Below are 13,398 nucleotides of genomic sequence, written 5' to 3' on the forward strand. Positions count from 1 at the left end.
TCTGGAAGGAACAACATGGGACGTTTGAACAGGGCGGATCTTGCCGTGCCGCGCCGACAGCGGCGATCGGCCGAACTGATCGAAGGTAGATCCACCAGCACGAAGAGCATTGCCCAGCTCCTGGCCGGTCTCGGTGAAAGCCCACGCGGGTCAGAGCGTCGCGGTGGTGATCTGCAGGAATGGGAGGTCGATCAACTCACCGACACCATCACTTTTACGGCCAACCGGTTTCTGGCAACACCGATCGGAGCGGACAGTGATTTCTTCGATGGGGGAGCGACCTCGGTTGCAGCGGTCGAACTCGTAGCGGCGCTGCAACGCGAGCATGGCATCCGCCTTGAACTCGACGATGTGTTCGCCGACGCTCGACCTCGTCAGTTGGCACGCCAGTGGCTTCGCAACAACGGCAGAACCGTGCCAGCTGCGTCCCCGTCTCCTACCCCGGCAGTCCCAGCGCTGTCGGCCGATGCAGGTGACCGTGAGGTCGACGACACCCTGCGGCAGCTCATCAGCGATGTTGCTCGCGCCGATAGCCTGCCGTTCGTCGGCCCACCGAACGGCGCCAAACCGAAGCGCATCCTCCTCACCGGCGTCACGGGGTTCCTCGGAAGCCATATGTTGTTGGACCTGTTGCGGCATAGCGACGCACACGTGGTTTGCCTGGTGAGGGCAGATGATGAAGACCAAGCACTGGGGCGGATCGCTGACAGTTTGAGGAAGTTCCACCTTCCCTGGTCGCGCGAAGTCGCTCGCCGGATCACGGCATTGCCCGGCGACTTCCGACTACCGCAGCTGGGGTTATCACCAACCCGCTGGGAGAGCCTGGCTGAGGAAGTCGACTCCATCGTCAATGTCGGCGCCGCAGTGGACTTCCTGCGCGGCTACTCATCCCTTCGTCAGAGCAACGTGATGGGGCCACTCACTCTGGCTGAACTGGCCATGACAGGCCAAGTCAAGCCCCTCCACCACATCTCGTCGGTCGCGGTATTCAACGAACTCGGCGTCACAAGGATGGGGGAGGACGACCCCGTCGCACACATCGATCGGCTTGCCGCCGGCTATGACCAAACGAAGTGGGCAGCCGAAGCGGTCCTCCGTCGAGCTCGCGAACACGGACTGGTAGTCACGATCCTTCGTCCTGCCGGGATCGGGGGACACCCCGACTCTGGCGCTCACAATCGGCACGATTTCTCCAGTGCATTCGTAGCGACTCACTCCCGCTTTGGCACCATGCCGGCGTTCCGGTACCTCAATGTCGCCGCAGTGGACTGGGTCAGTCGTGTCGCTACCGCGATCGCGTGCGAGCCGAATGCGTGGGGCTACAACTATCACCTCACCGGCATCCCGCGGAGCTTCGACGAGGTCATGCGAGACATGTCTATTGCCGGGATGGCCCCCCGGATTCAGCACTGGGAGGACTGGAAAACGGACACTGTTGCCCGCATTCGGAAAGAACCAGTCCCTGAACTGGAGTTTCTTGCCCGCATGCTGGAATCGCCGACTGCAGCACAGCTATGCCAAGCACAGCTCACCGCACCGGCAGCGCTGTGTGAGCGAACCATGGCATTTATCAACAAGCACGGACTGCCAGCTCCCACCCCCTACGACGGGACCGCACAACGAAGAACATTTGAGCAGTTAGCCGCTACCGGACTCGCTCGTCTACCTCACTCGGACGACGGCCCCTACCTGTCGTTTTCCGAAACTCTACGGGGTTGCGTTACCGCGCCAGAGGGAACGGGTGACCACGAATGCGCACTCGCCCTCCAGTTGTCGATCGACAGCATGTACCAGTTGATTACTGAGCGCCGAATCGACGTCAATGGACAGCTGACCTGTATAGCGCTCCATCCGAAACCCCTCACGATCGAATCAGGGTCGATGTGGATCCGGCCGGACGATGGGATCCCCCTGCGCAACGACCTGCGACACCCCCTGATGCGGTACCGCCTCCTCATGCGGGACATGGACGGACAACAGTGGTGGTTCGAAGGAACGAAGTTCGCACGAGCACATCGAGACCTGCTCCGGCAGACTCGCACGCTCACGGTCGAGGTCGGCCGCGCCGATGAGCCGGCCGCGTTCGTCGGCGAGGTTGCCGTACCCGTTGATACCTACCTTCCCGATCAGATAGACGGCTTGCGTGTCAACCGCAGATTGAGTGACCGAGACCAACGACGAGCCAAGCTGATCTGGCTGGCGTGGTTCAACTTCCAAGTTGGTCGCGGACTCCTCGAACCCCAGTTGCGGGTTGTAACGGACCTGTTCGACCTGCGCCGCGGCGCCACCAGCAAGGAGCAACGCTGATGACCCTCACCCCCCTGCACCCTCCGCACGTCGCCGCCCAGGTCGAAGAAATCCCGCTGCGTGCGGGCGACGGGACCCTACTGGAGCTACGCAGAGTGACCATCGACAACGACGCCCGCCCTGCAGTGCTCTTGCTGCACGGGCACGGAGCGTCATCAGAGATGTTCACTGTTCCGGGGATACGCAACCTGGTCGATGTCCTTCTCGACACAGGCTACGAACCGTGGCTACTGGATTGGAGAGGAAGCTCCCGTCTGCCCTACAACGAAAACGGCCCCCAGTTCAGCTACGACGACGTCGCCCTGTACGACATCCCTGCCGCTGTCGACACCATCCGCACACGCATCGGGGGACAGAAACTCTTCGTCGTCGCACATTGCATCGGAGCACTTACTCTCTCACTGAGCATGACAGCCGGCCTGGTTCCCGGACTCAGCGGTGTCGTCGCACACGGAGTGTTCCTGACTCCCAAACTCAGTGGCTCAGCCAGGCTCCGTGCAACATTCGGAACCGAACTCTTGCGCACCCGCATCGACAAGATCCCCAGCGATTTCCGCAAGGTCGGATTGTGGTCGAAGTACACCCCCGTGTTCGCATGGATGTCACGACGCAGCCCCTGCTCTGATCCCACATGTGCAATGTTGCACGGAAACTGGGGACTGGGCGGCTCCCTGTTCGTTCACGACAATCTCGACCCACGAACCCATGACAGGTTGGCGGATCTGCTTGGACCTGCGCCGACGTGGATTACACCCCACCTGCGGCGCGTCGAACTGGCCCACGCCGTCATGCGCTGGAACGACTACGACGACCGGTACCGGGTACTTCCCGAGAACGCACTCGAACACGCGCACCGAATCGACACGCCCTTGCTTCTCCTGTCCGGCAGTCGAAACGAGGCGTGGTTTGACTCCAACAAGCTCTGCTACGACGTTCTGACGACGAGGAACCCCGAGCTGGACGTGAAATACGTTGAGGTCCCCGGCTATGGCCATCTCGACGCCATCATCGGCCGGGGAGCAGCACTGGACGTGTTCAGCCCCATCCTCACGTTCCTCGACGAGCGGACATAACTGCGCTCCACCTGCACCCCACCCGGTCACTAACGCCTACCCGCGCCCGCGACCGGCCCCCATCAGCCGCTCTCACCGAGCGGACATCATCACACCATCGGAGAGTCACATGGATACCCTTGCCCAAGCAGTTATTTCGGGTGCATCAGCAGAGCAGCTGATGGCCGAACCAGTTCCGACCGAGTACATGGCAGCTCATCTGCGTCGCGCAGACGCCGGCATGTTCCAGGGAGTCGCAGACAAAGACGTTCGCAAGTCGATTCATGTCGGGACTGTGCCAATGCCAGAGCTCGCACCTGACGAGGTGCTCGTGGCCGTGATGGCCAGTGCCATCAACTTCAATACGGTCTGGTCGGCAATGTTCGAGCCGGTCTCGACGTTCGACATGTTGTCCAGGTTCGCGCGACAGGGCGGCTACACCACTCGCCACGACCGTGACTACCAGGTCATCGGCTCCGATGCCTCAGGTGTCATCGTCCGGGTGGGCAGCGGAGTGCGCCGATGGAAAGTCGGCGACCATGTGGTGGTGAGCCCGGTATACGTCGACGACCAGGACCCGGCGACACACCAGGACGGCATGATGGGGACCGGCATGCTGGCCTGGGGTTACGAAACGAACTTCGGCGCGCTGGGACACTATGCAGTTGCCCGCGCCTCTCAAATCCTGCCGAAGCCGGCCCATCTGACCTGGGAGGAATCAGCCAGCTTCTCGCTCTGCGGCGGCACGGCCTATCGCATGCTCGTCGGAGAGCACGGCGCCCGAATCAAGCAGGGTGACATCGTCATGATCTGGGGTGCGACTGGTGGGCTCGGGGCGTTCGCGACACAACTCGTCAAGAACGGTGGCGGCATCCCCGTGGGCATTGTCGGCTCAGAAGACAAGGTCGAATTGGCCCGCCAGCTCGGGTGCGACCTTGTCATCAACCGCCAGCACCTTCACGTCGATCCGGACCTGCCCTTCACCGAACGTTCCATTGCAACCGGCAAACAGATCGGCAAGCTCATCCGCGGAGCGTTCGGCGAAGATCCCCACGTGGTATTCGATTACGTAGGACGGGAGACCTTCGCCACGTCGGTGTTTGTCGTGCGCCGCGGCGGGATCGTTGTCACCTGCGGATCAAGCACCGGCTACCACCATGAGTACGACAACCGCTACCTGTGGATGAACCTCAAACGGATCATCGGTAGCCACGGCGTCAACTACCAAGAAATGGCCGAATGCACACGCCTGTTCAGTCAGGGTGCGCTCCTCCCATTGGTCTCCCGCACCTACCCGCTGACCGAAGCTGCGGAGGCCGCACGGTTGGTCCAACAAAATGACCACGTCGGCAAGGTGGGAGTGCTCGGACTCGCTCCCGAGCCCGGACTCGGTGTAAGCAACCCCGCGCTACGCACGCGCATCGAAAGCAAGATCAACGATCTGCGTGCAGCCAGCCAGGTCCGCAGGGAGCAACTCGTCTAACGCCGACAGCTCATTGCCCGGCCACCGTTGGTTCATCCGGTTATCCCGAACTGACGGTGGCCGGGCCCTGCGCCGAGCGCGCAGGTTCCCACCACCTGACACGAAGAGACACGATGACATCGACACCGGAAGTCCGGGATAACAGCCCGGCATCAGAGAAGCACGACACCGTCTTACAGGAGGTACCCGGACCCGAACTGCCCTCTCTCGCGCGTAAGCCCGTCTACTCCATCGCCGCGCTCGCCGCGGTGGTCCTCGTGGCGACCAGTAGCCGCGTCGGCTATTTCGGGGATGAACTCTATTTCTTAGTTGCTGGTCGAAACCTGGACTGGGGCTATGCAGATCAGGGGCCGTTGGTTCCGCTGCTCGCGCTCCTCATGGACACCGCGGTCCCCGATTCGCTCGTCGCTCTGCGCTTCCCTATGGCCATCGTGGTGGCCGTGGGAGTGGTCGTCGCTGCGCTGACCGCACGTGAACTCGGTGGCCTGCGGCAAGCCCAGGCATGGACCGGCGCGGCGTACGCCATGTCATCAGTGACGTTCAGCCACACGCTCAACACTGCCACCGTCGACATGCTCATGTGGACCGTGGTGACGTGGCTGCTGGTGCGATGGACACGCACTCGGGACGACAAATTACTGCTTGCAATCGGAGCCGTGACCGCGCTCGCTCTGCAGAACAAGTGGCTGATCGTGGCACTGTGGCTAGCGGTTGGAATCAGCGTCCTTGCCGACGGTCCGCGCGACCTGCTCCGCCGACCGATGCTGTGGGCCGCCGCTGCGCTCACCGCTGTCATCACCATTCCAGCTTTGATCTGGCAGGCAACGCATGGCTGGCCGCAAATATCGACAGCGCAGGCCATCCCGAACGAGGATTTCCTCGACTACCGATTGGTGTTTCTTCCCCTGGTACTTGCTAGCGCAGGACTCGTGTTCGGTGCGGCACTGTTGATCTACGGCGCGTGGCGACTGCTGCGATCTCCGCAACTGCGCGCATACCGGTTTCTCGGGTTGGCGTTCGTCGAACTGGCTGTGCTCTTCCAAGTGGTCGGTGGCCGACACACCTATCTACCGGGTCTCTTCGTCGTGTGCTGGGCAGCGGGAGCTGTCGAGTTGCAGAGGCACACCCCTAGCCGCTGGATACGCTGGGCGTTTCACCGGTCGGCTATTGCAGTGTCTGCGCTGGTGGCGCTGACATGGCTGCCGATCCTTCCTACCTCCTGGCCGACCCCGGCGAAGCCGATGTCCTTGTTGATGCTCGGACTGCCGGAGTGGACAGACACAGTCGCGGACGCGTTCGGTGATTTGCCACCCGAAACCCGCGAAGGGGCAGTCGTAGTGACTCACTGGTACTGGGACGCTGCTGTAGTGGACCGTTACGGCCCTGAACGAGGACTGCCGGAGTCGTACAGCACACATCGGGGTGCGTGGGACTTCGGTCCCCCGCCTGAAGGTACGGACACGGTGCTGTTCATCGATTCCGATGCTGACTACCTCGAGCAGTACTTCACGGAGGTGCAGCTTCTGACCTCAGTCGATACCGGCGGCATGACGAACATGTTCGACAGGCCGATCCCTGTGTGGTTGTGCTCAGGCCCGAAGGACTCGTGGGCCCAGATGTGGACGGATCTTCGACACTTCTGAACCGCGCGGGCATTGCTCGTCGATTTTGATTATTCGATCTGAAATGGGCGTGGAAGCCCGGAAGGAGCGACATCGTGAGGATTGCTGTCCTGTCCCTGGGCTCCCGGGGGGACTTCGAACCGAATCTTGCTGCGGCGGAGGAGTTCCGTAGCCGAGGACACCAAGTTGTGTTGACGACGAACACCGTGAACGTCGCCCGCGCACAGGCTGCTGGGTTCGAAACGTGCGAAATACCTGCTGATCTCACCAGGATTCTTCGTGAGTTCATGGCGTCACGCAGCCTCGTGAAATTCGGGGTCGAGATGGCGCGCTTCGAGGCAGGATATGGCTCTGCCATCGACGAAGCACTCATCGCCGGTTGCAGCGGCGCGGACGTAGTTGTCTCAAGTCCGATGACGTTGGTGCGCGCTCAGTCGATCACAGAATGGGGCGGCCAACCCTTGGTTGCGAATCTGCCGTACCCCCTCGAGCGTTCCAGTGAATTCCACCCGTCCTTCATGGGTGAGTTCAATGTGCCAACGGTGTTGCGTCGCCCTGCTTACAGCGTTTTCGAGCAGGTCCATACGTTCTCCAACCGCAGTGCCATCCGTGGGATCCGGCGCCGACTCGGACTGTCGGATTCTGTACCGAACACCTTCGCGCGAATGCGGTCGAATCGAACTCCTCACGTGCTGTTGACAAGCCCCACCTTGTTCCCCAAGCCAAGCGACTGGCCGGACTACTGTTCGATCGCAGGCATGCCCGCGACGTGGGGCGATACAACGATCGACGACGACCTCGAGTCCTGGCTGGCCGACGGTGATCGGCCTGTCTTCTTCGGGTTCGGCAGCATGTCGGTTCCGGATCCTGCGGGTCTACTCGACCTAATCGAGGGAGTGTCGACGGATCTAGGGGTCCGCGCGCTCGTGGGCGCCGGGTGGACAGATCTTCCGCTCGGAGTGAGCGAGGACAAGCGTGTTTTCGTAGCTCGCTCCGTCAATTACTCGCAGGTCTTGCCTCAATGTCGCGCCGCAGTGCACCACGGAGGTTCCGGAACCACGCACGATGTTGCCCGCGCAGGCATTCCTGCGGTCTTGACGTTCGTTGGCGGTGACCAACCGTTGTGGGGGCGCCAGGTCGAGAAGCTGGGTATTGGTGTCGCGTTTCCGTTTCGGAAGATTAGCCGCGGGCGTCTTCACCAGGCTCTGCGCACGGTGTTGATGCCGGGAGTGCAGGACCGCGCGAGAGAGGTGGCACGTGAGATGGCAGACGAGAACGGTACGGTTCAACTAGGTGACACGGTGGAAGCGCTTGCGATGGCTTGATCACAAGAGTGCAGCACCTGCGGAAAACACCCGCTCGGTGCTTGGTCGCGATCTGACCATCCAGTAACGTCCGCGTGTCTTGAGGTTGTGCTGAAAGGTCGAGGGGCGCCCCCGGGGGGCAAGAATGGAGAGGGTTGACGTGAGTCGGAGATCGGTCCGCAGGGCCACATCGATGGCAATCGCAGGGGCAATTGCCGTAGCGCTGACGGGAACAGTTGGAAGCGGCGCGGCGATCGCCGAAGAGAACACATCGACGGATCCGATCGTGGCGTCGCAGTCTCTGTTGGCTGACCCGGTGGCACCGAACGGATCGAAGATCGTCTCGCAAGAGATCGACGGCCAGAAGCTGACGCTGAAGGTGTACTCGGCAGCTATGGACAAGGACATCACCGTCTACGTCCAACGACCCAACGATGCATCCGAGCCGCGGCCCGTGCTGTATCTGATCAACGGTGCCGGCGGCGGCGTCGACCGGGCCACGTGGTGGGCGAACACCAACGTCGGCGACTTCCTCGCCACCCAGGATGTGAACGTGGTGATGCCGGTCGGTGGCCCGTTCGCCTACTACACCGACTGGAAGAACGACGATCCGGCGCTGGGTCGCAACAAGTGGCAGACGTTCTTCCTCGAGGAGCTTCCGCCGCTGGTGGATGCGGCCTTGGGAACCAACGGTGTGCAGGCGATCGCTGCGAACTCCATGACTGCCACCGCCGTTTTGCAGTATGCGATTGCCAAGCCCGGGTTCTACTCCGCGGTGGCCGGCTACAGCGGCTGTGCGCAGACCTCGGATCCGATCGGTAAGGAGTTCATGAAGCTCGTTGTCGAGACCTACGGCGGCGGCGACATCCGCAACATGTACGGCGAGGATGACGATCCGCTGTGGCGGGAGAACGACCCGGTCATCAACGCCGAAGGTCTGCGCGGGACCCCGCTGTTCATCTCCGACGCCACGGGGCTTCCCGGTCCGCATGAGGTGCTCGGGAGCGAGTTCACGATTGTCGATCCCGACGCCACCACCGAGGAGCAGGCGCTGGCGTTGGCCAATCAGGTTGTCGTGGGTGGTGTGATCGAGGGAGCGGTGCATTGGTGCACCACTAACCTTCAGAAGCGCCTGAACGAGCTGGATATCCCGGCCACGTTCGACCTGCAACCTGGCGGTACCCACTCGTGGGGTTACTGGCAGGACGCCTTCTACCGGTCCTGGCCGATGCTCTCTGAAGAGCTCGGGCTCACCGAGAAGTAACACGTCGACGAGTCAGTCGTAGCCGGGGCGCCCGGCAGTCGAGGATCTTGTTTCCTGGAGATCTTCACTGCCGGGCGCCCTTGCCTATGTCCAGTCGGTTACGCGACCATGCTCGTCGCGGGTTCGGCCCACGACGCGACCGCGGTGTTGTGACCTCGGTGTGGCAGTCGCCGCGACACCAGCACGAGCTGGCGTGCCAACACCACCGTGGCCACTACGTAGTACGGCCATGCCACCCACATCCCACCGTCGGTGTCGTTCCATCCGAGATAGGTAAATCCCATCGGGATGAACGCAGCCGGCACGTACAACAGCGAACGCGCCGCGCCAGCTGCCCAGGCAGAGCGCACCAGCGAGATCGTGATCAACGCGGCAATGATGCCGAGCACGAGTTGCATCGGCCGCCTCCTTTCCGTTCCCGGACAGTGTGACGACAGCGGTTCGGTCGCGCGGCAGTTAAAACTCCGGAGTGTTCTCGTTGAGGTAGCTGTTGATTGCGTCCGTAAGCTCTTCTGCGTTGTCGTCCTCAGCAGGATCTGCTCCGGCCGGGGTCGCAGCGGTGATCACGTAGCCATCGACCGGCTGCTGGGACAGCGACATGTTCCGGGGCGCCATGCGCGCGAGCATCACCCAGTCATCGCCGACAACTTCCGTGCTCGGAAGTTTCCTGATTCCGAACGCGTCGACAGGCTCGACCGTGCGGTACCCGGAGTCCGGCAGTTCGCGGCCTTTGCCGGTGGTGTCGAGGAAGGTCTTGCCGGTACCTGCGATTTCTTCCTCGACCGACAGTCCAACCTGGTCGTACGCGATCCGGGTGTACCTGCACGGGGTGGGGTTGAGCGGGTCGTTCTCACTGCAGGGCGGCCGGATATCCAGTCCCGCGGGGGCGGGTTCGATAGGCGCGATCTTGCCCCCGTCCTGAGCTGTGGAAAGGGCGTTGTCCGCAGCGGGCAGTGTGGCGATAGAGACCGTGGGCACGGTCCACTCCGCCGCGCCGGCGTCGATCGTGAAAGTGCAGTTGGTCATCGTGCCGGGGCCGGTTCCCGTCGCAGTGTCGACAGAGATGTCGTCTGCGGAGAATCCGAGGGCCCGGTACTGGTACGTGATGATGCCGATCACCGGCTCGGTCAGCTGCGAATCGCACGGATCGGAAGCGAGCGTGGTGGTCAGTGCCGCCAAGTCAGCGACTGGTGCGGGGAGGCTCGTGCCATCGTTTTCGGCTGCGGCGGATGTCGTCGTCGCGGTGGTGTCCGCGGGGGCATCGTCGTTGGTTCCCCCGCATGCGGACAAGGCGACCGCGGCGGCGCCGAGGATCGCGATTGCCGGGGCCGATCTACGCAAGAGCACGAGTTCTCCTTCACTTGGTCGGCAGTAATTCCATCAGCAACAGCATGCCGGTGAAGTCCAACGAGTCACCGTTCGGGGCGCCGCCGGCGGATGTGTTGTATCCGGATTTGCTCGCAAACCTATCCGGGTTGAGACGGCTGGATGTGGACCGGATCTGCGACATGAGTTGTCGAGCGCTGCGTCGCCGCTGGTTGCGGCGTTTCTTCTGTGCTGCGATGGCGCGGGGTCCTGGTTCGGGGTTGCGCGGAGATGCTGGTTCTCGGGTCGTGTCACGAGATGCGGACGGTCCAGTCCCTTTGTTGGTGTCGGGTGTGTCGTCCACACCAGCTGCAGTGGTGGGCCGGTCGTTTTTCATCAATGAGGCCGCCGGTGGGTACGGCGGGTGGGCCGCTTCGGCGAGCGCATCTGGAATCGGCACGAATCCTTCCTGACGGTCGGCATAGTCCTGGAGGACGTCCTCGAGTGGGCGAGGTGCGGCCGGAGTGGAGAAGGTCTCGTCCTGGGCGGCCTGTACTCGGGCTGCGCTGCGCTCCGAGTCGCTGAGTGCATTCCAGGCGTGTGCGTCGCCCGATTCTTCGATCACCTGCAGTCGAGCGGCGGCGATGTTTGCGTTCTCCGCAGCTTCGTAGTGTCGACGCGACCAGTACTCCCATTCCCGTTGGTTTCCCCCGTTCATGTCCATGCGCAGTCGGCAGCGGGCCATGTCGTATCGGGCGTCGCCGAGTTCCTTGTATGCGGTGAGTGCGGCGGGGTGGGTTGGGCGTGGGGGCATTGCGGCGACTTGATCGCGGCGATAGGCCTCCATCAGCCGCCCTTCGATCAGGCGTTTGGACAGGCGAGGAAGTTCCTTGTCGCGGGGGTTGGTAGCGAGCCGTCGTTCGATTTCAGCGGCGAGGTCCGCGCGGGCTTCTTCGGTGGAGTCAAGATCAGCCTGCCGCATGATCAGTTCCCGGGCAGCGAGGTCTCGTTCTTGCAGCAGTTGGCTGTGTGCCGAAGTTCCGGGCTTGAGGGTCTGTAGCTTGGCGTGCAGACGGCGGACCGTGGCCTGTTGCGCCGTCAGAGCAGACGCCCGGCATTTGGGGCAGCGGCGACCCGGTTTGGCCTTACACATAGAGCAGACGCCTCCTCGTGGTGGATGGTTCGCACCATTGTGAGAAGGCTCGTTCTGTCGATGGTGGGTGCTGCGGAGGCGGTAGAGATGCGGATGGCCCGCCGGAGCGGGCCATCACACTTATCGGAGAATCAACTAGTCCCAACCACAGGGACAAGACGCGGGGCAACCTAGGCGCCGTAGGGCTTCTGGTCAGCGCCCGCGTTTTGGGGGTGTCACTCTCGCTCGTGGAGAAGCGACAGTCCACATGATAGTTCACAGCGCGAACCGGTCAAGCGAAATCGGACAAAAATCGCACGCCTTGGGTGCTCACTCTTCGAGCGCTGAGGCCGGCAACCAGTCCGCGTCGAACAACTTCGCGATCGCCTCCAAAGCACTGATGTCACCATCGACGCTGGTAGCTGTAACCAAGAGACGATCGATCATCGTTCGAGCTGCCGACTCTTCGACAGTCCCTGCCGCGTAGATCAGCGACCAGGGACACACCTGCCCGTCCCGATGCGCCCGGCCGATCGTCTGGCGGGCAGCGATGCCCGAGTAACGAGGTTGGTGGAAGAACCCGACTCGCGGTGTAGACGACGCGTAGGTGCCGTCGGTGAACATCTCTGAGGCCTGCAGGTTGATGGCCGATGCCGTATTGAACACGACAACAGGGTTCTGGCCCCGCTGGAAACGCAATCGCTCGTTCTCGAGGTCACCGCCACCGAAGATCCGCGAGACTCCAATGCCTTGAGCTTCGAGGAGCTCCGCAACTGGCTCGGCGGCGGTGGTGGTCAGTTCCGTGGCGACGAGCACTTGATAGCCACGCTCGACAGTCGCAGCGACCAACTCGGCGGTCTGCGGCGCACGAAGCAAACTGGCTTTCTGTCGGAACCTGATGAGCGCTGCACGTCCGCGGGCGGTATCCCTGCCGGTGCGGGCCAGCCGCATCTCCGCTCGGAATTCTGCCCAGTCCTGGTTGTAAGACGCCCACTGCTCGGCCGTGAAGTCGACCGGCAACCCATCGATGGGGGCCGGCCCCCAGGGTGCGTCGCGGTGCAGGATCACGGGCGGATCAGTATTTTCCATCCACTCCCGCACAACCGTCACTGCTTTGGTCTGTAGTGCTGGGAACTGCTTGGCCTCCGCATTCCACTGCCATTTGCCCTTGTCCCATCCTGGCTCTAGTGGCAATCCGATCTCGACGAGCCGTGCCCCGAGATCAGCCCACGCGGCAGGTGCCTCTCCGTGGATTTGCGCGAGTAGAGACGACAGGTAGGTGTATTCGCCGGGGTGGTGGCCTGGGGTGGCCGTCAGCGAGATGACGAATGGTGCCTTGCGCGGTGGCGCCGACAGTTTGTTGATCCGCCGCATGTACCGGGTGCGATCGGATGTGATGTGCCGAAACTGGTGCGCTTCGTCGTTGATCACGACGTCGAAGTGGATGCGCGACTGGCCATTGGGTCCGAGCAGCTTCTTGAGCTGGTCGGACGACATGATCAGCCAACGGAACCCACCGTCACCGCCGTAGGCGGCGATCGCGTCCCGCCAGGCGGGGATCGTGATGCGGGCCGGCCGGTCGACCGTGACCAAGATGGTGTTGCCACCTCCGAGGTGGCAGATCGCTTTCGCTCCGAGCACTGCCGTGCCGGTCTTACCCACCCCCATGTCGTCGCTGACGAGGATTCCGCGCCATCCGCTCTTGTACGCGGAGGCAATACCTCTAGCGCCCTCGATCTGGAGAGGGCGCGGCGTCTTCGGCGCGGCCTGAGCACCCCGGCTCCGTACCCCGTTGAGTTCATCTTCGGTCCACCGTGCATAGCTGTACGCCTTCGACGCGAACATCCCCAGATGAGCCGGCAGCTGTCGCCCGACATAGGCGTACGCGCGAATGCCCCGGTAGTAGCGGGAACCCGGAGGTGTACACCG

Annotated in this window: 10 protein-coding genes; 6 read left to right on the forward strand and 4 right to left on the reverse strand. The window is 62.6% G+C overall.

What is annotated here, in order from left to right:
* Positions 1–15: 15 nt before the first annotated feature.
* From ACLBYD_RS18590 to ACLBYD_RS18615, 6 genes are all read left to right on the forward strand, one after another.
* Positions 16–2,307: a thioester reductase domain-containing protein gene (locus ACLBYD_RS18590; RefSeq protein WP_447817585.1), complete on the forward strand. Its 2,292-nt coding sequence runs from the start codon at positions 16–18 to the stop codon at positions 2,305–2,307.
* Positions 2,307–3,380 carry an alpha/beta fold hydrolase gene (locus ACLBYD_RS18595; RefSeq protein WP_254584733.1) on the forward strand — a complete coding sequence of 358 codons (1,074 nt, stop codon included), beginning with the start codon at positions 2,307–2,309 and terminating at the stop codon, positions 3,378–3,380. Before ACLBYD_RS18590 ends, ACLBYD_RS18595 begins: the two co-directional genes overlap by 1 nt.
* A 109-nt stretch (positions 3,381–3,489) precedes the next feature.
* On the forward strand, positions 3,490–4,842 hold the full coding sequence (gene ccrA / locus ACLBYD_RS18600) for a crotonyl-CoA carboxylase/reductase (protein WP_254584732.1): 1,353 nt from the start codon (positions 3,490–3,492) through the stop codon (positions 4,840–4,842).
* A 113-nt stretch (positions 4,843–4,955) separates the two neighbouring features.
* Positions 4,956–6,485, forward strand: coding sequence for an ArnT family glycosyltransferase (locus tag ACLBYD_RS18605; protein WP_447817586.1), 1,530 nt, complete (start codon positions 4,956–4,958; stop codon positions 6,483–6,485).
* A 74-nt stretch (positions 6,486–6,559) separates the two neighbouring features.
* Positions 6,560–7,789, forward strand: coding sequence for a glycosyltransferase (locus ACLBYD_RS18610; RefSeq protein WP_447817587.1), 1,230 nt, complete (start codon positions 6,560–6,562; stop codon positions 7,787–7,789).
* A gap of 172 nt (positions 7,790–7,961) precedes the next feature.
* On the forward strand, positions 7,962–9,032 hold the full coding sequence (locus ACLBYD_RS18615; protein ID WP_447817588.1) for an alpha/beta hydrolase: 1,071 nt from the start codon (positions 7,962–7,964) through the stop codon (positions 9,030–9,032).
* A 98-nt stretch (positions 9,033–9,130) separates the two neighbouring features.
* Here the strand turns inward: ACLBYD_RS18615 and ACLBYD_RS18620 are convergent, their stop codons facing one another.
* The 4 genes from ACLBYD_RS18620 to ACLBYD_RS18635 form a co-directional block, all read right to left on the reverse strand.
* Complete coding sequence (locus ACLBYD_RS18620) at positions 9,131–9,430, reverse strand: hypothetical protein (RefSeq protein ID WP_447817589.1); 300 nt, start codon at positions 9,428–9,430, stop codon at positions 9,131–9,133.
* 58 nt (positions 9,431–9,488) lie between these two features.
* Entirely contained in the window at positions 9,489–10,379 is an 891-nt protein-coding gene (locus ACLBYD_RS18625; protein WP_447817590.1) for a hypothetical protein, read from the reverse strand.
* Between the two features lie 10 nt (positions 10,380–10,389).
* Positions 10,390–11,319, reverse strand: coding sequence for a hypothetical protein (locus ACLBYD_RS18630; protein ID WP_156895409.1), 930 nt, complete (start codon positions 11,317–11,319; stop codon positions 10,390–10,392).
* A 480-nt stretch (positions 11,320–11,799) separates the two neighbouring features.
* On the reverse strand, positions 11,800–13,314 hold the full coding sequence (locus ACLBYD_RS18635; RefSeq protein WP_237211528.1) for a DEAD/DEAH box helicase family protein: 1,515 nt from the start codon (positions 13,312–13,314) through the stop codon (positions 11,800–11,802).
* Positions 13,315–13,398: the final 84 nt, after the last annotated feature.

The sequence above is a fragment of the Rhodococcus sp. C26F genome (assembly GCF_053345925.1).